The organism is Streptomyces sp. NPDC003284 (assembly GCF_053589675.1).
Window position 1 is genome coordinate 473,101 of sequence record NZ_JBSFSI010000005.1, and the last position, 19,362, is coordinate 492,462.

22 protein-coding genes are annotated in these 19,362 nt (G+C 73.0%); 6 read left to right on the forward strand and 16 right to left on the reverse strand.

The annotated features are described in order from the left end of the window. Positions 1–159: 159 nt before the first annotated feature. Positions 160–1,284, forward strand: a complete 1,125-nt coding sequence (locus ACWDYF_RS14505; RefSeq protein WP_389463215.1) for a C40 family peptidase — start codon at positions 160–162, stop codon at positions 1,282–1,284. Positions 1,285–1,938: 654 nt separating this feature from the next. Continuing rightward, the gene (locus tag ACWDYF_RS14510; RefSeq protein WP_381737213.1) at positions 1,939–3,201 is read left to right on the forward strand and encodes a PP2C family protein-serine/threonine phosphatase; all 1,263 of its coding nucleotides are present in this window, start codon (positions 1,939–1,941) and stop codon (positions 3,199–3,201) included. Positions 3,202–3,287: 86 nt separating this feature from the next. On the opposite strand, the gene ACWDYF_RS14515 is transcribed toward ACWDYF_RS14510, so the two are convergent. From ACWDYF_RS14515 to ACWDYF_RS14530, 4 genes are all read right to left on the reverse strand, one after another. Beyond that, positions 3,288–3,641 carry a DUF2516 family protein gene (locus ACWDYF_RS14515; RefSeq protein ID WP_037873825.1) on the reverse strand — a complete coding sequence of 118 codons (354 nt, stop codon included), beginning with the start codon at positions 3,639–3,641 and terminating at the stop codon, positions 3,288–3,290. A 112-nt stretch (positions 3,642–3,753) separates the two neighbouring features. Beyond that, positions 3,754–4,455, reverse strand: coding sequence for a hypothetical protein (locus tag ACWDYF_RS14520; RefSeq protein WP_018568767.1), 702 nt, complete (start codon positions 4,453–4,455; stop codon positions 3,754–3,756). Between the two features lie 80 nt (positions 4,456–4,535). Further along, positions 4,536–5,012, reverse strand: coding sequence for a helix-turn-helix domain-containing protein (locus ACWDYF_RS14525; RefSeq protein ID WP_381737211.1), 477 nt, complete (start codon positions 5,010–5,012; stop codon positions 4,536–4,538). Between the two features lie 98 nt (positions 5,013–5,110). After that, a complete protein-coding gene (locus ACWDYF_RS14530) occupies positions 5,111–5,758 on the reverse strand; it encodes an RraA family protein (RefSeq protein WP_389463219.1) in 648 nt (215 codons plus the stop codon). Positions 5,759–6,012: 254 nt separating this feature from the next. On the opposite strand from ACWDYF_RS14530, the gene ACWDYF_RS14535 reads away from it, so the two are divergent. Then, positions 6,013–6,885, forward strand: a complete 873-nt coding sequence (locus tag ACWDYF_RS14535; RefSeq protein WP_381737209.1) for a nitroreductase/quinone reductase family protein — start codon at positions 6,013–6,015, stop codon at positions 6,883–6,885. Here ACWDYF_RS14535 and ACWDYF_RS14540 read toward each other — a convergent pair. The 3 genes from ACWDYF_RS14540 to ACWDYF_RS14550 all read right to left on the reverse strand — a co-directional run bounded on the left by ACWDYF_RS14540 (position 6,819) and on the right by ACWDYF_RS14550 (position 9,811). Further along, a complete protein-coding gene (locus tag ACWDYF_RS14540) occupies positions 6,819–8,000 on the reverse strand; it encodes a phosphotransferase (RefSeq protein ID WP_389463221.1) in 1,182 nt (393 codons plus the stop codon). The two genes, ACWDYF_RS14535 and ACWDYF_RS14540, sit on opposite strands and share 67 nt — an antisense overlap. Positions 8,001–8,213: 213 nt before the next feature. Then, positions 8,214–8,933: an HAD family hydrolase gene (locus tag ACWDYF_RS14545; protein ID WP_381737206.1), complete on the reverse strand. Its 720-nt coding sequence runs from the start codon at positions 8,931–8,933 to the stop codon at positions 8,214–8,216. Beyond that, positions 8,933–9,811, reverse strand: a complete 879-nt coding sequence (locus ACWDYF_RS14550; protein WP_381737204.1) for a FadR/GntR family transcriptional regulator — start codon at positions 9,809–9,811, stop codon at positions 8,933–8,935. The genes ACWDYF_RS14545 and ACWDYF_RS14550 overlap by 1 nt, the downstream gene beginning before the upstream one ends. Positions 9,812–9,961: 150 nt before the next feature. Between ACWDYF_RS14550 and ACWDYF_RS14555 the strand changes: the two genes are divergently transcribed. Continuing rightward, entirely contained in the window at positions 9,962–10,150 is a 189-nt protein-coding gene (locus tag ACWDYF_RS14555; protein ID WP_381737202.1) for a hypothetical protein, read from the forward strand. 18 nt (positions 10,151–10,168) lie between these two features. On the opposite strand, the gene ACWDYF_RS14560 is transcribed toward ACWDYF_RS14555, so the two are convergent. The 3 genes from ACWDYF_RS14560 to ACWDYF_RS14570 form a co-directional block, all read right to left on the reverse strand. Continuing rightward, positions 10,169–11,083, reverse strand: coding sequence for a winged helix-turn-helix domain-containing protein (locus tag ACWDYF_RS14560; protein ID WP_389463223.1), 915 nt, complete (start codon positions 11,081–11,083; stop codon positions 10,169–10,171). A gap of 347 nt (positions 11,084–11,430) precedes the next feature. Then, complete coding sequence (locus ACWDYF_RS14565) at positions 11,431–12,696, reverse strand: GNAT family N-acetyltransferase (RefSeq protein WP_389463224.1); 1,266 nt, start codon at positions 12,694–12,696, stop codon at positions 11,431–11,433. A gap of 93 nt (positions 12,697–12,789) precedes the next feature. After that, positions 12,790–13,476, reverse strand: a complete 687-nt coding sequence (locus tag ACWDYF_RS14570; RefSeq protein WP_381737199.1) for an RsiG family protein — start codon at positions 13,474–13,476, stop codon at positions 12,790–12,792. Positions 13,477–13,625: 149 nt separating this feature from the next. Here ACWDYF_RS14570 and dtd point away from each other — a divergent pair, with 149 nt between their 5' ends. After that, positions 13,626–14,051 carry a D-aminoacyl-tRNA deacylase gene (gene dtd / locus ACWDYF_RS14575; protein ID WP_381737198.1) on the forward strand — a complete coding sequence of 142 codons (426 nt, stop codon included), beginning with the start codon at positions 13,626–13,628 and terminating at the stop codon, positions 14,049–14,051. An 18-nt stretch (positions 14,052–14,069) separates the two neighbouring features. Here the strand turns inward: dtd and ygfZ are convergent, their stop codons facing one another. The 6 genes from ygfZ to ACWDYF_RS14605 all read right to left on the reverse strand — a co-directional run bounded on the left by ygfZ (position 14,070) and on the right by ACWDYF_RS14605 (position 18,897). Beyond that, positions 14,070–15,035 (reverse strand): CAF17-like 4Fe-4S cluster assembly/insertion protein YgfZ, encoded by a 966-nt coding sequence (ygfZ, locus tag ACWDYF_RS14580; RefSeq protein ID WP_381737197.1) that lies wholly within the window; start codon positions 15,033–15,035, stop codon positions 14,070–14,072. 10 nt (positions 15,036–15,045) lie between these two features. Then, positions 15,046–15,483, reverse strand: a complete 438-nt coding sequence (locus tag ACWDYF_RS14585) for a Fur family transcriptional regulator (RefSeq protein WP_018568780.1) — start codon at positions 15,481–15,483, stop codon at positions 15,046–15,048. A 31-nt stretch (positions 15,484–15,514) separates the two neighbouring features. Beyond that, positions 15,515–16,090, reverse strand: coding sequence for an FABP family protein (locus tag ACWDYF_RS14590; protein ID WP_381737196.1), 576 nt, complete (start codon positions 16,088–16,090; stop codon positions 15,515–15,517). A 226-nt stretch (positions 16,091–16,316) separates the two neighbouring features. Further along, positions 16,317–17,303 carry a hypothetical protein gene (locus ACWDYF_RS14595; RefSeq protein WP_389463228.1) on the reverse strand — a complete coding sequence of 329 codons (987 nt, stop codon included), beginning with the start codon at positions 17,301–17,303 and terminating at the stop codon, positions 16,317–16,319. Beyond that, entirely contained in the window at positions 17,300–18,142 is an 843-nt protein-coding gene (locus ACWDYF_RS14600) for a hypothetical protein (protein ID WP_389463229.1), read from the reverse strand. The genes ACWDYF_RS14595 and ACWDYF_RS14600 overlap by 4 nt, the downstream gene beginning before the upstream one ends. Continuing rightward, positions 18,139–18,897: a hypothetical protein gene (locus ACWDYF_RS14605; RefSeq protein ID WP_389463231.1), complete on the reverse strand. Its 759-nt coding sequence runs from the start codon at positions 18,895–18,897 to the stop codon at positions 18,139–18,141. Before ACWDYF_RS14605 ends, ACWDYF_RS14600 begins: the two co-directional genes overlap by 4 nt. 101 nt (positions 18,898–18,998) lie before the next feature. Between ACWDYF_RS14605 and ACWDYF_RS14610 the strand changes: the two genes are divergently transcribed. Further along, complete coding sequence (locus tag ACWDYF_RS14610) at positions 18,999–19,361, forward strand: DsrE family protein (protein ID WP_381737190.1); 363 nt, start codon at positions 18,999–19,001, stop codon at positions 19,359–19,361. Position 19,362: the final 1 nt, after the last annotated feature.

Here is a 19,362-nt window from a genome sequence, read left to right on the forward strand (position 1 = left end):
GCGGCCTGCGGGGAACGATCTTCGGGGGCCGCGCGTCACACAGGCGGAGGACCGGCGCGGGCGGGCATCGGCGACCGGCCTCTGTCGTTTTGGGCGCCGTCGTGGCACTATCCCCCGGACGGCACATGTTACTGACGGTAAATCAGTTGGGAGCGGGGTATGGGACGGGGCAGGCGCAATGTGCTCGCGGTGGCCGTGACCGTGGTCTGCGCGGTCACCGTACTGGGGGCGTCGGGCACGGCGTTCGCGAGCGCGGGACCGGACCCCGCGCCGACCTCGACCGCCACGGCGCCCGCCGCCACCACACCTTCCACGCCCTCCGCCCCGCCCGTCACGGCCCCGCCGGACCAGGACCTGGAGGCCGTCCGCACCAAGCTGGACGAGCTGTACCACGACGCCGCCGTCGCCACGGACGCGTACAACGCCGCCGAGGAGAAGTCGAAGCGGCAGTCCGCCGAGGTCGTCGGCCTGTCCCAGAAGATCGTCGAGCAGCAGCGGAAGCTGGACGAGCTGAAGGACCGGGCCGGTGCCGCCGCCCGCGCCCAGTACCGCACGGGCGGGCTGCCGCCCCAGGCCCAGCTGCTGCTGAGCAACGACCCGCAGCACTTCCTCGACGGGGCCGGCCGCGTCCTGGAGGGCGAGCGGGCCACCAGCGGCCTGCTCCAGGAGATGACCCGCACCCAGCAGGACCTCCAGCAGTACGCCGCCGACGCCGCCGACCAGCTGCACAAGCTGGAGGACAACCGCAAGGCCAAGGCCACCGCGCAGAAGCGGATCCAGGCGCGGGTCAAGGAGGCGGAGCAGCTGGAGGCCCGGCTGGAGAAGCGGCAGCAGGAGCGGCTGGCGCAGCTGGAGCGGGAGGCGGCCCAGCAGGCGCAGGCCGCCTGGCTGGGCACCGGCATCCTCAAGGAGATCGGCGGCAGCGCGACCGAGGCCGGCAAGAAGGCGGTGCAGTACGCCACGGCCCAGATGGGCAAGCCGTACGAGTGGGGCGCCGAGGGCCCGAAGACGTACGACTGCTCCGGGCTGACCTCGCAGGCCTGGGCGGCGGCCGGTCATCCGGTGCCGCGCACCTCGCAGGAGCAGTGGAAGCAGCTGAAGCACGTGTCCGTGAAGGACATGCGGCCCGGTGACCTGATCATCTACTTCGGCGACGCCAGCCATGTCGCGATGTACGTCGGCAAGGGCCTGATCGTCCACGCCCCGCGCCCCGGCCGCACGGTGACCCTCGCGGGCGCGGGCACGATGCCGATCCTGGGGGTCGTACGCCCGGACGCGTCCTGAGAGGACGGGTTCGTACGAGGGGGTCCGGCAGCCCGGCGCACGCCCCGGCCGGGACCGGGAATCCACCACCGAGAATCCAGCACCGAGAACCCGGACCGGGAATTCTGGCCCGGAAGCCCGGAAGCCCGGAAGCCCGGAAGCCCGGAAGCCCGGAAGCCCGGAAGCCCGGAAGCTCCGAAGCCCGGGACCGGGAAGCCGGAACCGGCCAAACAGCACCCGAACGACACCCGAGCGACACCCGGCCGGGCGGACCGGCGCACGCCTCCCCGCCTCCGGCCGCCCCCGGCCCCGCCCCTGCCCCGCCCCGGCGGACACCGCGCCCCGCCCCGCGTCCCCCGCCACGCGTTTTCCCGGTACGCCGCCCGCCTCCCGGCCCGCCGCGCCGCGCGCGGTGCCGCACCGGTGACCTGGGCCATGTGATCCACCGCACCCCCGGCCACCGCCAAACCCCCCTGGACGTGACCTTCGTCATTCCGGGGCGGCCGGCGGCCTGACCAACTCCGGTACGGATCGCGGCATATGCCAGCGGCCGAAGCGCGAGCGACGCGCCTCACACCATTCCCCCGCGGCGCCGACTACCGCTATGGTCCCCGTCGGTGGAACGAGGTCCCTCGTGCCCGCCATGCCCTCGGGGGGAGGGAAGGAACCGAAACGATGCCCGTGCCCGTACCGCGGCAGAGAGAGATCCCGGCCGCGGAGAGCGGCCAGGCGCAGACCGTGTCCCACGGCGGTGGCCCCTCCGGCGCGCAGCTGACGCTGCTGCTGATCGAGGACGACCCCGGCGGCTCGCCGATCGTGCCCGAACTGCTCGACGCGTCCGGCAAGCCGATCCGCGTCCGCACGGCCCGCAACCTCACCGAGGCCGAGCGGCTGCTCACCGACGACGTGCACTGCATCCTGCTGGACCTGGCGCTGCCCGCCCCGGGCCGCTCGGGCGCGGACGACGACGAGCTGGCCGTGCTGCGGCACGTGCTGGAGCTGGCGCCCCGGCACGCCGTGCTCGCGCTCACCGCGTCCGGGGACGCCGAACGCGGCGCCGAGGCGGTGCGCGTCGGCGCCCAGGACTATCTGCTCCGCGACGAGCTGGACGGACCGCTGCTGAGCCGGGCGATCCGGTACGCGGTGGAGCGCAAGCGCTCCGACACGGCCGAGCGGCGGCTCGCCGAGGGCCGGCTGCGCGCGCAGGAGAACCGGCGCCTGGAGCGCGGTCTGCTGCCGACGCCCCTGCTGGACGGTTCGATGCTGCGGTTCGCCGCCCGCTACCGCCCCGGCCGCTCGCGCGCGCTGCTCGGCGGCGACTTCTACGACGCCGTCCGCACCCCCGACGGCACCGTGCACGCCATGATCGGCGATGTCTGCGGGCACGGACCCGACGAGGCGGCGCTCGGCGTGGAGCTGCGTATCGCCTGGCGGGCGCTGACGCTGGCCGGGCTGTGCGGCGACGATCTGCTGAACACGTTGCAGCAGGTGCTGGAGCACGAGCGCTCGGACGACGAGATCTTCGCGACGCTGTGCACGGTGGACATCGCGCCGGACGGGCGCCGCGCGGGCCTGTGTCTGGCCGGGCATCCGTCACCGCTGGTCATGACACCGGACCGGCCCGCAAGACTGCTGCCCTACGACAACAACGGCCCCGCGCTCGGTGTGCTGTCCGGCGCGCGCTGGCCGCGGCTCCAGGTGGAGCTGGGCCCCCGCTGGAGCCTGATGCTCTACACGGACGGTCTGATCGAGGGCCGGACCGGTCGGGGCGGCGAGCGGCTCGGCCAGGACGGCATGCTGGAGGTGGTCCGCCGTCAGCTGGCCGAGGGCCTGCGCGGCGAGGATCTGCTGCGGGAGGCGGTCCACGAGGTCCGCACCCTCAACGGCGGGGAGCTGACGGACGACGTGGCGGTGGTCCTGCTGGACCGGGAGCCGTAGGAAGCGGGAAGCGGGCCGCGGGAGACCGCGGCGCTGCTCTCCCCGGTCCGTCCCCGTCGGCCGCGGTCGGCGGGTGGTCGGCGGTCCTACCGGCCGCCGTTGTACGGCCCGTACGGACCGTCGCTGCTGCTGCCGCCGCGTCGGCGGCCCCAGCCGCCGCCACCGCCGCCGGAGACCTGCTTGACCGCGGGCCGTACGTCGACGATGTAGACGATGCTCGCGATCACGCCGATGATCGGCAGGAACGACAGGATCGAGAACAGATAGCTGACGACGAGCGCCAGGGCGAGGATGATCAGCCAGAACGCCTTGTTCTGCTTGTCGGCCGCGCGGAACGCGTCCTCGCGCCGGATCGCGGCGTCGCACAGCCCGAACGCGGCCAGGACCATGAGCAGGATCTTCAGGATCCCCAGGAACCCCGCGAAGCCCAACATCAGCATGCCGTCCACCGCCCGTCTCTCCGATTCCTGTGCGGCCACCGTACCCGGAGAACGGGCCGGACACCCCAAGGGTGCCCGGCCCGCCGGTCCGGGCGGTCCGCTGCTTCTGCTTCTACTTCGCGGGCGGCGGGGTGGTCTTGCGGGCGTTGGCGCCGGTGGTCCGGCGCACGGCCGGGGCCTTCTTCGCGGGCGCCTTCTTCGCGGCGGCGGGCTTGGCGGCCGGTCCGGCCGCGGCGGCGGGCTTCTCGTCCTTGACCACGACCGGCTCGGGGCGGGTCCGCCGGGGCTCGGGCTCGACCGCGACGGCCAGCTCCTCGACCTCCTCGGCGATGTCCTCGATGCCCTCGGCGGCCTGGCCGCGCCAGGTGCGGACGGTCTTCTCGCCGTGCTCGGCGACCTTCTCGTAGGTCTCCCGGGCCCGTACGGCGTACTCGGCGGCGACGCCGACTCCGCGCAGGGCGAGGTCCTGGGCGTTCTCGCCGAGCCGCTTGAGGTCGGCGTCGAAGTTGGTGCTGAGCTTCTTCAGGTCGGTGTCCAGCGAGTTCAGGAACTCGGTGACCCGGCTCTGGACGGTCGTCTGCGTCTCCTTGACGCGGGCGCCGGCCTCCTTCGCGCGGGCGGTCGCCCGCTCCTGCACGGCCTTCGGGTCGGTGTTGCGCACGGCGTCGATCCTGGCCGGGGCCTCGGCGGCCAGCTGCTCCACCAGGGCGGGCACCTTGCGGGCCTGGCGCAGGGCGAGGTCGGCGGTACCGGCGGCGAAGTAGAGGGGGGTGGGGTCGCTGAGGGTCTTGCGCAGGTCGTCGGCGATGGCCATGGTGATGATCCTCCCGGATCGCTTTCGGATGAGGGTGGTCTGTCCCGCGGTCGGCCGCCGGGCCCGTACGGGCCCCGGGGTCAGTCGGCCGTCTCCCGCGGTGCGTCGTCACTGCCGCCGGACGTACGGTCGTGGCGCTCGGCGGACGCGGGGCGGCCGGACGGTATGACATCGCCGTCGGCGCCGGGGCCGTCCGGGCGGGCGCCCCCGAACCCGTTCTCCTTGCGGAAGGACTCGTAGATCTGGAGCAGTACCTGCTTCTGCCGTTCGTCGAGCGTGGGGTCCGCCAGGATGACGGCGCGCGTCTCCACCTCGTCGCGGTCGCGCTCGGCATCGAGGATGCCGGCCCGCACGTACAGCGTCTCGGCGGAGATCCGCAGCGCCTTGGCGACCTGCTGCAACACCTCCGCACTCGGCTTGCGCAGCCCGCGCTCGATCTGGCTCAGATACGGATTGGACACCCCGGCGGCATCGGCGAGCTGCCTGAGCGACAACTGCGCGTTGCGCCGCTGCTCGCGCAGGTACTCACCGAGATTGCCGACGTTGAGCGATGCCATGCCTCCACCATGCACCACCCTTGCTAACAATTGCAAGCACGCCGCTTGCAAGAGTGTTCCGAGGCACTCCCGGGCCGGGTGGCGGGGCCGCTCGCGGTCTACTCGAAGCTCTCCTGGAAGCCCTGTGCGGCGAGGATCGTGTCGATGCGGGTGCGGTGGTCCTTCTCCCAGTCGTCCAGGGACTGGGCGGCCTCCTTGGCGAGGCGGGCGCGGGCCGCGGTGAGGATCTCGGTGGTGCGGGCGGCGGGGACCGTCACGATGCCCTCCCCGTCGGCGACGACGACGTCCCCCGCCGCGACGAGGACGCCGCCGCAGCGCACGGGTTCGTTGAGGGGGCGTACCGCCGACTTGGCGCCGGGGATCGGGACGGTGCCGCGGGCGAAGACCGGGAAGCCCAGCTCGCGCACCTCGGCGAGGTCGCGGACGAGGCCGTCGGCGACGAACGCGGCGATGCCCCGCCGCTGTGCCACGGCGCACACGTTGCCGCCGGCGAGGGCGTACTCGCGGTCGCCGGACTCCACGACGATCACCGAGCCGGGCGCGGCACGGTGGATGGCGGCGTGCAGCATGAGGTTGTCCCCGGGCGGGCACCGCACGGTGAACGCCGGTCCCGCCACCCGCGGCACCGGCTGCCACAGCGGGTGGATCCCGGGGTCGATGACGTGCTCGCGGCCCAGCAGGTCGGCGAGGGTGGTGGTGGGGACGTCCCGGAAGTCCGCGGCGGTGGTCGTCTCTGCGTCGGTCATGCGGGTGACCCTAGTCCGCCGTACTCCCAAGAGGCTTCCGCCGAAAGTACGTTGCCCGCGCCCGGCCGCCCGGCTACGGTCAGCGGTATGACTGCCGGGTCGGCCTTGTGCCGTGAGCGAGTCGGGTACCCGGCCTCCGAGTGAGGTCCGGGCGGGCCCGGAGCCCGCCGTTTTCTCCGTGTCTTCCCCACAGCACCACGGGGCGCGCGCAGCGCGCCGGAAGCCCACGACGGAGAAAGCAGACACCGCACCGCATGCCCAACGACTTCAACCAGCACGTCATCGACGAGTTCCGCGCCCACCGCGGACGCCTCACCGGCCCCTTCGAACACGCCCGGCTGCTCCTGCTGACCACCACCGGCGCCCGCAGCGGCGCCCCGCACACCACCCCCGTCGGCTACCTCCCGGACGGCGGTGACCGCGTCCTGGTCATCGCCTCGGCGGGCGGTTCGCCGCGGCACCCGGACTGGTACCGCAACCTCCTCGCCCGTCCGCACGCGACCGTGGAGAGCGGCGCGTTCACGTACGAGGCGCGGGCGGTGGTGCTGGCCGGAGAGGAGCGCGACCGCGCCTTCGCGCGGGCGGTGCAGGCCGATCCCGGCTGGGCCGCCTACCAGGAGAAGACCGAGCGGATCATTCCCGTGGTCGCCCTGTACGAGGCCGGGCGCGGCGGGCCGCCACCCGTCAACGCCTCCTCGCCCGGCGAGGCGATCAAGGTGGTGCACGACGCGTTCCGCCGCGAACTCGCGCTGATACGGCGGGAGATGACCACCGGCGGCAGCGCGCTCGGCGCCCAGCTGCGCGTCAACTGCCTCACCTTCTGCCGGGGACTGCACCACCATCACACCGGTGAGGACACGATGCTGTTCCCGTTCCTCGGCGAGCGGTACCCGGAACACGGCCCGGTGCTCGACCGGTTGCGCGCGGAGCACGTGCGGATCGCCGAGCTGGTGGAGCGGCTGCGGCGGGCGGTGTCGGGCGCCGGGTCCGGCGACGGCGATGCGGCGGGCGCCCGCGCCGAGGTGGTCCGGCTGACCGAGGAGCTGGAGGCGCATCTCACCTACGAGGAGGAGCAGTTGCTGCCCCTGCTCGATGCCGGTCCTGGTGCGTCCGGCCCTCCGGCCTGACCTCGGAACGGCAGCGGGCGCGCGTGCGGCGCGTGCGGTCCGTGCGTACGGTGCCAGCGTGCGAGGGCGGCCGCGACGCGGGCGGGTGAGGGTACCGACTCCAGCGCCAGCGGGAGGGCGGCCGCCGCCAGGATCCGGTGCAGCCTGCCGCCCAGCGCGGCGAGGCCGCGCCGGTCGGGCTCCGCTCCGGAGCCGAGCGACAGCGCCGTACGGATCACGTCGGTGAAGACCGACTGGGCCCGCTTGAAGTCCACGAGGAGACCGAGGTCGTGCTCCCAGCCGCGTGAGCTGCCGGGGCGCACGGCCTCGGCCGTGCGGCACCACGCCTGCGTCATCCGGCGCGCCTGCCAGCGCGGGTAGCGCATCAGGTACAGATGGGTGGCGAGGTCGTACAGCGGATCGCCGAGCATGGCCAGTTCCCAGTCGATGGTCCACAGCCGGCGCTCCGCGTCGACGATGAAGTTCTCCCGGTGCAGATCGGCGTGGAGCAGGCAGAACGGGCGCTCGCGCAGCCCCTTGAGGTGCTTGCGCAGCCGCTTGAACACCTCCGCGTCGATCCGCAGATCGGTGAAGAGGCCGCCGAACTCCGCGAGGTTGCGGGCGTAGACCCGCTCCTCGGCGAAGAGGACCAGCCGCTCCAGGAAGGCGGCGGTGTCCCCGTCGGCCGGGCGGTCCTCGGCCGCGCAGCGGCGCTCCACGGCGAGCATGCCCGGGGTCACCGCGATCAGTTCGCCGAACAGGGCGGCGGTCTGCCGGAACAGATCGCCCGGTACGGCGTTGCCGGACGGGCACAGCGCGCCGAGCGTGCGGCCCTCGATGAACCGCTGGAGCCGGGTGCCGCCGACCTCGATCAGCTCCGGGATCCGGCCGATCCGCCCCCGCAGCGCGGACAGCAGCTGCTCCTCGGAGGCGAAGCAGCGGCGGTCGAACCAGAGCAGGTCGCCGCGCGGCTCCCGGCACTTCCACCGGCCGGGGCGCAGCGCGCCCGCCTCGCCCGCCAGCGGGAACACATAGGTCTCGTGGTGGTAGCCCCGCAGCGGTCCCTCGACCCTGCTCTCGTCACCACTCGCCTCGACCGCGTGCAGCCGGGCGCTGGAAGCCAGTTCGAGCGGCATCGCCCGTTCTCTCTCGCCGTGGACCCTCTGCGTGGATCCTCTGGAGGAACGAGCCCTGCCGAAGGGGCGAACCCCGCCGAAGGGTGCAGAAGTGGGAACACGCTACCCCCACCCGGCACGCGGCGCGCGGCGAACCTCTCGCGTCTCACTCGTGTCCCGTCCCCGGGCCCCGGCGCGCCCCCCGTACGCCCCCGTCGCGCGCCCCGCCCGAGGTCACGCGGGGCGCAGCGCCGTCAGCAGGGTGTCCAAGGAGTGGACGATCATCGGCGCGCCCGCCTCCGCGAGGATCCTGCCCTTGCGCGGGGTGCCGGCGTAGCCGAGGAAGGGGACGCCCGCCCGCTCGGCGGCCCGGAGGTCGGTGGGGGTGTCGCCGATCATCAGGGCGGAGGCGGGGGCCGCGCCCATGGCGTTCAGCGCGCGCTGGAGGCAGTGCGGGTGGGGCTTGAGGTGACGCAGCTCGGCGGTGCGGCCGTACAGGTGCGGGGCGAAGCAGGGCAGCAGCCCGCGGCCCTGGAGGTAGGCGCGCACCACGGCCGGGGAGTTGTTGCTGGTGACGGCGAGCCGGGCGCCGACGGCGGTCCAGGTGCGGATCAGCGGATCGGCGTACGGGGTCGGCATGGCGCTGGCGGCGGCCTTCAGCTCCTCCTGGGTGAGGCGCTCCTCCAGCTCCGTCACCAGGTCGCTGCGCGGGCGGCGGCGGTCCACCGCGCGCAGCAGGGCGTGCGGGTCCAGCGGCTCGCGTTCGGCCTCGCTCAGCAGTCCGTGCAGGCCCTGCTCGCCGAGCCAGTCCAGCAGGCCGTGCGCCACCCGCTCCGCGGAGTGCCCCGCGAAGAGCCGGCAGACCGGGCCGTCGAAGTCCCAGAGGACCACCTGCGCCCGGGAGACCAGTTCCCGCAGCGCCCTGCTCTCCGTCTGCTTCGTGTCAGAAGTCACTAGGAGAGTGTCAGGTCCGTGGTGATGGTTTCCCAGAGGGCGTCGAACCACTTCTGGGACTCCTCGACGAACGCGGCGTCGCGGTGCCCGGCCCGTCTGGTGAAGGAGAACAGCAGGGACTTGGAGCCGAGGGCGTCGTACATGTCGAGGGTCTGCTCGCCCCAGTCCTCCGCGCGCCGGGTGAGGGTGTAGTAGCCCATCAGGGCCTCCTCGCCGCCCAGCAGGTAGAGCTTGACGGGCGGGGTGAAGGGCAGCGCGCGGAAGGTGACGCGCACGTCGATGTCGTGGGTGGCGCGCAGGGACAGCAGATTGTGCCGCAGCACCTGGCCCTGGGCGTTGCGCATCTCCAGCCAGCGCCGGTGGACCGCGTCGTCCTCGCCCGGTCCGTCCACGGACACCGGGAAGGCCAGCGCGATGTTCCGGGAGGGCACCAGTACGCGTACGTCGATCGAGTCGGGGCGCATACGGCCCTCGTGGATCAGCCGCAGCGGCTCGCCCATGGCCACCATCAGGGTCTCCGCCGTGTGGCAGACGACGTCGATGCGCACCCGGCGGCCGGCGAACACCTCGGTCAGCCGGGGGGCGAGGCCGACCATGGTCGGCTGCGGCTCCTCGCGTACGGGGGCGGCGTCGGCGATCCTCGGCGGGCTGCCCTTGCTGACGTTGCTGAGCAGGCCGTCGCTCTGCAAGGCCCGCAGGGCCTGGCGCACGGCGCCGCGCTCCACGCCGAACTCCTCGGCGAGTTCGGCCTGGGTGGGCAGGCGGTCGCCCGGCCTCAGCTCGCCCGCCCGGATCCGTTCGCGCAGGGTGTCGGCGATCTCCTGCGCGGAGCGTCTCCGACTGCCGTCCACGGCCAGGTCCTCATGGGTCACGACCAAACGGTACAACTTTGATCCACCTGGCGGGAGTTGTTCGAAACTTGTTTATCGATATCGACCAAGTGGGGACAACTAGAAGTGAGTTGGTTGCCAACTCGGGTGAGTTGGTGGGAGTTTTCCGGCCAGCCAGGTAGGTAAGGGGGAACCACCGTGCCCGTCCTCGCTCTTGTCTCCGCCGTCCTCGCCGTCGGCTTCGAGCAGTTCGTCCAGTGGCGGTACGGCGCCGCGGGCATGGTCGGCCTCGTGCTGCTCACCGTCGGCACCAAGGCGAGGAACCACACGGTCAGTTCGGCCGGCGCGGTGCTCCTGGCACTGCTGCTCGCCGGGCCCGCCCTGTGAGCCGGGCGCCGGACGCGGTCAGCCCGTGAGCGCCACCTCCGAGCTGATCGTGCCCCACAGCGCGTCGAACCACAGCCGCGACTGCTCGACGAACGCCGTGTCGCGCGGGCCCGCGCCCGCCGTGAAGGAGAACAGCACCGACCGGGTGCCCTGCGCGTCGTACAGCGGCCGGGGCGCGTGGTCGATCTCCTCCTCGCGGCACCCCACGGTGTAGTACGCGAACAGCGCCTCCTCGCCGCCCAGCAGGTAGAGCTTGACGGGCGGGGTGAAGGGCAGCGCGCGGAAGGTGACGCGCACGTCGATGCCGTGGGTGGCGCGCAGGGACAGCAGACTGTGCCGCAGCACCCGGCCCTGGGCGTTGCGCATCTCCAGCCAGCGCCGGTGGACCGCGTCGTCCGGCCCGCCCCTCCCCCGGCCCCCCACGGGCACCGGGAAGGCCAGCGGGATGCTCCGCGAGGGCACCAGCACCCGCACGTCGATCGTGGCCGGTTTCAGCCGTCCGGCGTGGATCTGGCGCAGCGGCTCACCGAGGGCGAGGGTCAGCGAGACGGCGGTCAGGCAGAGCGCGTCGACCCGCACATGGGGGGCGGCGAAGGCGGCGGTGATCCGGGGCGCGAGCGCGGCGGTGGTGGGCAGCGGGGGCGCGGGGACACCGGCCCCGGCGCGCTCCGGGTGGCCGGTGACGAACGCCGGTCTGCCCCGGGTGACCTGGGAGAGCAGGTGCTCCGCCGCCAGGGTGCGCAGGGCCTGCCGCACGGTGGCGCGCTCGACGCCGAACTCCGCGGCCAGCACCGCCTGCGCGGGCAGGCGCGTACCCAGGGGCAGCGCGCCGCTCCTGATCCGCTGCCGCAGTTCGTCGGCTACCTCGCGCGGCGGTCTCCGCGGCCGCGGGGTGCTCTCCCGCCCCGGGCCGAAGGCGTGTTCGGGGTCCACGTCCGCACCGTACAACTTCTCGCCATCTTGGGGCAGTTCCCCGGAAGGTGGTTATAAGTCGCACCCAAGTGGAGATAAGAAAAGTAGAGTTGGCAGCCAACTCGGCCGACCTGGTCGGAGCTTCGGCTGGTTGGCTCCACGGTGACATGAGAACGACGCCGGACCGCGTTTCCCTCCGGAGGGGAGCCGGGAGCACGGTCGCGACGCCGCACAGCCACAACTGAACAGCCGCGCCGAGGGCGCAGGCAGCACAGCCACAACTGAAGAAGGTCCACCCGCACAGCCACAACAGAACAGCACGCTACGGATGCGCCACCCCTGCCTCGGTCACCGGCGGGAAGGAGCGTTCAGAACATGTCCGGGCACCACGGTCGCCGGGATGTGCGGAGCAGGGCGTCGGCCAGCCGGGCGGCGCCCGCTCGTTCTTCCCGGACCCGGCCCAGCGCCACGAGCCGCACCGCCGATTCGTCACCGAGCCACAGCGGCGCCAGCTCCCGGACGTCCAGCGCCAGATCGGCGGAGCGCGCGGTCGGCGTGCAGGACGCGCCCTCGGGCGACGCCTCCAGCAGCCAGCGGCCCCGCGCCCAGCCGCCCGCCTCGTCCGCGATCTCCAGCACCAGCGAGCCCCGCCCCGCGTAGGTGCGCGCCTCCAGCGCCCGTACGACGTCCAGGATCCGCACCCACAGCCAGTCGGCCTGGGTGGTGATCACGGCGGCGCGCGGGTCGGGCAGGAAGAACGGGAGCAGGTCGTCCGGGGCGCGCTGGCCGCTCTTGACCTTCACCACCCAGTCCGTCGCGCACACATGCAGCCAGAGCGCGCGCTCGGCGGCCGGGGAGACGGCGATCAGATTCTTCACCGTCGCGGTGTTCAGCGGCTGCTTGGCGTCCGTCCAGGTGTCATCGCAGACATAGGCGGCCAGCCCCTCGACCGTGCCGTCCGCCGCGCGGTACACGGCGTGGAACGGCTCCGTCCACGGGCTGCGGTCCAGGCGCACCGCTCCGGTGTTGACCTGCCACCAGCGGTCCGTACGGTCGATCGCGCCGGGCTGGAGGCGGCGCAGCCGCTCGTGCAGCTCGGGACCGAGCTTGCGGACGTCGTCGGCGTCCACGAGGTCGACCCGGCCGCCGCCGTCCGGGGCCGGGCGGCGCGCGTCGAGGCCGGCCCGGGGCACGTCGATCGTCCACTCGGTGGCCCAGGTGGCGGGGCCGAAGCCGTAGCGGCCGTAGATCGGGTACTCGGCGGCGATCAGCGTGGCGACGACGTCACCGCGCTCCCGGGCGGCCGACAGGTCCCGCGCCATCATGCGGGTCAGCAGGCCGCGGCGGCGGTGTGTCGAGGTCACGGTGACGCTGGAGACGGCGTCGGCGGGGACGGTGGCACCGCCGACCACGGTCAGCTCCTGGGCGAAGGACCGGAAGGTCGCCACGCACCGGCCCCGGTCGAAGGCGCCCAGCGTCCGGGCCGGTTCGAGGTACGAACGGCGGTCGGCGATCTCCGCGTCGGAGACCTCCGGACTGCGCAGGAACCCGGTGTTCAGCGCGCGGATCCAGTCGGGGATCTCCGCCTCGGTGACGGGGCGGACGTCGAGGGGGAACTGCTCGCCGGTGGCCATGGTCCGACCGTAGGCCGTACGGACAGGAGGTGTCGCGGGCTTTTCCGGCGGCCGGGGCGGACGCGCGCCCCGGCCCGCGCGCGCCCCCTCGGATCACAGCAGCAGGTCGTCGACCTGGGCCTCGCCGTCGCGGTATCTGCGGGCGATCTCCGCGCTGCATCCGTCGGCGGTGCGCTGGAGCCGGTGGCGGCGGACGGACACCCGCTGCTCGTAGCGCACGAGCCGGGCCATCCCCGCGCCCAGCTCCAGATCGGTGCGCGCGTCCAGATCGGACAGCTCGACCTCGGCGAGCATCTCGGCGGACAGCCGCCGGTACTCCTCGCCGTGCGGGGTGCCGACGGTGACGTGCCGGGCCGAGGAGCGCTGCCGGGCGGGCGCGTCCCGCAGGATCTCCGCCAGCCGCTCGACGACGGACGCCCCGGCGCCCTCCACGGCCGACACGAACCCGGCCTCGCCCTCCGAGAGCCGGTCCCGGCAGCCGCGCCGCGCCAGCTCCGCGCGCAGAATGTCGATCCGCCCCTGGAGCAGCCGCCGTACATAGCTCAGGTCGGCCTCGTCCCGCTGCGCCGCCCGGCGCAGCGCGCGCAGCTCCGGCAGGCTCAGCACGGTCAGGTCGCAGTCCGCCGGATCCTCCGTCTCCCGCACCGGACGCGGGTCCACCACGGGCGGGCTGTCGGTACGCTGCACCGGCGGCCGGTGAGCGGTGGGCTCCGCGACCGCCGCGCACAGCGGCGGCACCGCCCCGGACTGCGGTTGTTGCTCGGTACTCGATGTGCTCATGCGCCTCAACCGTCCCCTCGACCGGCGCGTACGGAAGCATCGTGCCACCCCGAGTGGCCAGTATGTGACCGAGTGCCCCCGATCCGCCCCAGATGGGGGGTTACGAAGCATAAAGAAGCACGATATGGACGTCGGGCATCATGGTCGGCATGCGTGCAGTGGTGCAGAGGGTGGACGGCGCGAGCGTCGTCGTGGACGGCGAGACGGTGGGGGCGATCGAGGGCGAGGGGCTGTGCGTCCTCGTCGGCGTCACCCACGAGGACACCGAGGAGAAGGCGGCGCAGCTCGCCCGCAAGCTGTGGTCGGTCCGGATGCTGCACGACGAGAAGTCGTGCAGCGACACCGGCGCGCCGCTGCTGGTGATCAGCCAGTTCACGCTCTACGGCGACGCCCGCAAGGGCCGCCGCCCCACCTGGAACGCGGCGGCGCCCGGCGCGACGGCCGAGCCGCTGGTCGACGAGGTGGTCGCGCGGCTGCGCGCGCTGGGCGCGACGGTGGCGACGGGCCGGTTCGGCGCCCGGATGCGGGTGTCGCTGACGAACGACGGCCCGTTCACCGTCCTGCTGGAGATCTGAGCCGCGCGGCGCGGGAGCCTACGGCTCGACGACGGTCTCCTGGGCCGCCGCCGTGTCCCCGGCCATCAGCCGGGCGTCCACCGGGACGTTCCGCTTGACCACGGCGAGGGCGACCGGGCCCAGCTCGTGATGGCGCGCCGAGGTGGTGATCACACCGATGCGGCGCCCGTCCGGGCCCTCGTCGGCGAGCCGGATCTCGGTGCCGTGCGCGGGCAGGCGCACCTCGCTGCCGTCGAGGTGGAGGAAGACCAGGCGGCGCGGCGGCTTGCCCAGGTTCTGCACCCGGGCGACGGTCTCCTGCCCCCGGTAGCAGCCCTTCTGGAGGTGCACGGCCGTGCCGATCCAGCCCAGCTCGTGCGGGATGGTGCGGTGGTCGGTCTCGAAGCCGACGCGCGGGCGGTGCTGCTCGACGCGCAGCGCCTCGTGGGCGAGGATCCCGGCGGGCGGCCCGGCCTCGGCCGCGTAGGACTCCAGGTCCTCGCGGGGCAGGAACAGGTCACGGCCGTACGGGGTCTCCCGGACGACGGCGCCCTCGGGGACCCCGGCGATCGAACCGGCCGGCAGGTGCACCACGGCGAAGTCGGCCGTGCGGTCGGCGACTTCGACGCGGTAGAAGAACTTCATCGACTCCAGGTAGGCGATCAGCGCCTCCTGGGTGCCGGGCTCCACATGCGCCCAGACGGTCTCGCCGTCGTCGACCAGATAGAGCGCGTGTTCGATGTGGCCGTGGGCGGAGAGGATCAGCGCCTCGGTGGCCCGGCCGGCGGGCAGATCGCTGACGTGCTGGGTGAGCAGCAGGTGCAGCCAGCTCAGCCGGTCCTCGCCGGAGACGGCGAGCACACCGCGGTGCGAGAGGTCCACGAACCCGGCGCCGTCCGCGAGAGAGCGCTGTTCGCGGAACAGGTCGCCGTAGTGCGCGGCGACGCCTTCGTCCACACCTTCGGCGGGGACGGCGCCGGGCAGCGACAGCAGGGGGCTCTTCATACGGGCAAGCCTACGACGCCGGGTCCGCGCCCTTCCGGGAGCAGTCCGCGCAGCGGCCGAAGATCGCGAAGTGCTTCATGTCGGTGTCGAACCCGAACTGCCGCCGCAGCTTCGCGGTGAACTCCGCGGCCACCTCGACATCCGCCTCGATCACGTTGTCGCAGTCGCGGCAGACCAGGTGGAGGTGGTGGTGGCGGTCGGCCAGGTGGTAGGTCGGCGCCCCGTGCCCGAGGTGGGCGTGGCTGACCAGGCCCAGCTCCTCCAGCAGCTCCAGGGTGCGGTAGACGGTGGAGATGTTGACCCCCGACGCCGTCTTGCGCACTTCGCACAGGATGTCGTCGGGGGTCGCGTGTTCGAGGGTGTCCACGGCTTCGAGCACGAGTTGCCGCTGCGGCGTCAGCCGGTAGCCGCGCTGCCTGAGGTCGCTCTTCCAGTCGGTGCTCACCACACCACGAGTCTAGGCCCTGGGGCCGGGGGCCCTACTTGAAGAAGGCGATGCCGTCGTCCGGGAGGTCGTCGGGGAGGGCCTTGGCCCAGCGCTCGACATCCTCCGGGGTGACGACCTTCTTGAGGTGGGCCGACATGTAGGGGCGCAGCTCGACCTCGGGGGTCTGCTTCTCGCCGACCCACATCAGGTCGCTCTTGACGTAGCCGTACAGCCGCTTGCCGCCGGTGTAGGGGGCGGAGGCGGCGGTGCGGGCCACGGCGTCCGTGACCAGGTCGATCTGCGGCTTCTTGTCGGCCATCTCGCCGTACCAGATCTCGATGACGCCGTCGTCGCGGGTCATCGTGACCTCGACCTTGCGCCCGGCGTCGATCCGCCAGAAGCCGGACTCGGACTCCAGCGGGCGCACCTTGTTGCCCTCGTCGTCCAGCACCCAGGTGTGGGAGCGGTACTCCAGGAAGTCCCGCCCGTCATGGGTGAAGGAGACTTCCTGGCCGAAGTTGCACTTCTGGGACCCGGGGAAGTCGTGCACACCGGCGCCGGCCCAGTCGCCGAGCAGGAACGCGAGGGGGACCAGGTCCTTGTGGAGGTCGGACGGGATCTCGATCATGAGCGGGGACTCCTGGACGTCGTCAGCGCTGGCCCTGGTACAGCTTCTTCACGGTCAGGTAGGCGAAGGCGAGGACGCCGACGCAGACCAGGACCAGCAGGGTTTCGAAGAAGATCTCCACGGGGTGCTCCTTGTCGAGCGCGGTGCGGTACGTACGTACTCAGGGCCGGACCCCAGCTTAGTAGGCGTGGGCCCGGCCCTCTCGGCGAGGTGCTCCCCCGGTGGCTCAGCCGAGCAGTTCGCTCTGGAGCGTCACCGTCTGCTGGAAGGGGACGGTGGCCGCGGAGCCCTTGCGGGACTGCACGACCAGGGCGAGGACGTCACCCGCGCGGAGGTACGCCTGACGGGTCTGCTCGGCGCCGTAGGGCTTGGCCTCGGCGTAGGCGACGCGTTCGACGCCGTCCACCCGGGCCCCGGCCGGGAACCCGTTGTCGAAGACGGACCGCTCGACGCCCGCCAGCTCGTACCCGGGGCCGCCGGACTGCGAGAGCCCGTCGTCGTACAGGTGCTGCACGACGGGCGCGGTGTCGAACTGAAGCAGGTAGATCCGCGTCCGTGTGCCGTCCGCCGTGGTCCAGCCGCGGGCGGCGACGTGCCGCAGCCCGTGGTCGGTGAGCTGCTGCCCGAACTTCTCCCGGTCCTGCGGGCGGGCGTACGCGGTCAGGAAGTCCTTCGTCGCCAGCCAGCCGCCGGTGCCCCGCAGGGCCGTGTCCTCGTGGGCGCCGTGCGGCGCGGGCAGCACCAGGGCGCGCAGGTCGGTGTAGTGCGCCCCGGTGGTGTTGTCGGCGTCGTCCACCGCGGGACGGCCGGGCAGCAAGGGCGGCTTGACGACCGACGGGTAGTCCCAGCGGCCGTCGGAGGCGGTGGCGAGACCGGGGACGTCCGTGCGGTCCATGCGGGTGACGCCGTACGCCGTCCCGGCACCGGCCGCCGCGAACACGGCGACGGCGGCGGTCCACCGCAGCAGGGCCCGCAGCCGTCGGCGGTCCTTGCGGACGGGCGGGGGCGGTCCGGCGGGGGCGGGCGCGATCTCGGGCGCGCTTCCGGCCTCGGTGCCGGACACGGCATCCGGGCCGGTCACGGTCGCGGTCGCGGCGCCGGACACGGCTTCCGGGCCGGTCACGGTCTCGGCCGGTTCGGTGGTGGCCGGTTCGGTGGCGGCCGCCGGGGCGGGGGTGCTCCGGGCGTTCTGGTCCGTGCTCTGTTCGGTCATACCGCCTGCCCCGGTTCCTTGATGCGGTCGAGCTGGTCGCGGAGCATCTCGGCCGCGCCCTTCGTGTCGAGCGGCTTGGCCGCCTGCATGGTCGCGCTCACCAGGACGTCGCCCTCGTACGCGGAGCAGGTCATCGCGTCGAGCTTCTCCTTGGAGTCCGTGGGCATCAGGAAGCACCGCGCGTTCTTGTGCCCCTCGATCCTCGGACCGGCCCGGAAGACCTTCAGGCCTTCGAGGAGCTGCTGCTGGAACCCGGCGACGGAGCGCACGGTCCGGCTGCTGCCCATCCGGGCGAGCACGATCTCGACGGTGAAGGCGTGGTCGGCGTAGTAGGCGCCGTGGACCGCGTCGCCGTTGCTGAGGTAGCTGCGCATCACCATGCCCTTGACCTGCTGTTTGTCGATCTCCTTCGCCAGTTGGCGACGCTGGGACAGGGGCAGGTTCCGCAACGCCTGCTTGCGCAGTTCGGTGGCCTGCGCCCCGCTCAGCTCCGCGTCGGCCCCGAACTCACCGATGTCCGGGCCGCGCACGAACTCCTGGGTGCCGTACGGCAGCAGCATCCCCTTCAGGCCGGTGGCCGCGTCCTGCCGCTGCCCGGCGGCCGCGGGTTCCGGCATGCGCCAGACCGGCGCCCCCGGGGAACGGTCGGCGTCGCGCACGACGGCGACGGTGTAGCCGGTGCCGCCGACGAGCGCCAGGAGCAGCACCGCGCATCCGGTGATGAGGCCCGCCCGGCGACGGCGCGGTGCGGGGGCGGCCGCCGGGTCCCGGTGGTCCGGCTGGTCCGGACGGTCCGGGGAGGGCGCGGGTGCGGGCTGGTCCGGGTGGTTCTCGTTCACAGCCGCCCCATCTGCCGCTCGGCCAGACTCATGATCTCCTTCTTGGTGATCGGCCTGGTGTCGTAGACGTAGATCTCCATCACGATGTCGCCGCGCCAGGCGTGCGCCTCGGCCCCGTACACCGGGACGTAGCCCGGCCTACGGTCCGGTTCGGTGTCCGCGAACGCCATGCCCGCGCCGGTGCCCGGGATCGGCCAGCGGTGGCCGTGGGTCTCCCGATCCGCCCAGTAGATGTCCCCCTCCGCGCTGTCCTCGGCGGTCAGTTCCTCTTCCTGGCGGTACTGCACGAGACGGACCTCGACCTGATGCGTGCCGTCGGTCTCCCACCGGACGACGGCCGCCCGCCGGAACTGCTGCGCGATGTTGTTGCTGAACGCCTTCTTCGGGTTGGTGAACTCGTCCGCGTACTCCAGCAGGCCCAGCCAGCCGTCCCCGGTCCGGGCGAGCCGGCCGTCCTTGGCCCCCTTCGGGCGGTCGACCAGCAGCTTGCGCAGGTCGCCGTCCGTCTTCACGCGGCGGTCCTGGGCGCCCGGCAGGGGTTCCGCCTCGCCCTTGGCCCGCTCGACCACCGGCTGGGACAGCGGCGGGAGCGGGGTGGGCGGGCGGTGGGCCTGGACGGCGTAGCCCGTGCAGGTGCCGGCGACCACGCCGAGGACGGCCGCGGCGGCGACGAGCAGCAGGGTGCGCCGGAGCCGGCGCGGTGGTCGGTCCGGCGCCCTCTCGGGTGCGTAACTCGGTCTTTCCGGTACTTCCACGACGTGCCCCCACAGAATGAAGCGCGCCTTTCGTGTGCGCGCTGCACAGGAGACACATGGGTCATGCATGGAGTTGTAAGGGAGTTGATTACGATTCAGTCATGGCGAAGAAGCTCGTGATCAAGGTGACGGCCGGGGCGGACGCCCCCGAGCGGTGCTCGCAGGCGTTCACGGTCGCGTCGGTGGCCGTGGCCAGCGGGGTGGACGTGTCGCTGTGGCTGACCGGGGAGTCCTCGTGGTTCGCGCTGCCGGGGCGGGCGGCCGAGTTCGAGCTGCCGCACGCGGCGCCGCTGCCCGATCTGATCGACGCGATCCTCGCGGCGGGGCGGATCACGCTGTGCACGCAGTGCGCGGCCCGCCGGGACATCACCGAGCAGGACGTGATCGAGGGCGTGCGGATCGCCGGGGCACAGCTCTTCGTGCAGGAGGCGCTGGGGGACGGGACGCAGGCGCTCGTCTACTGAG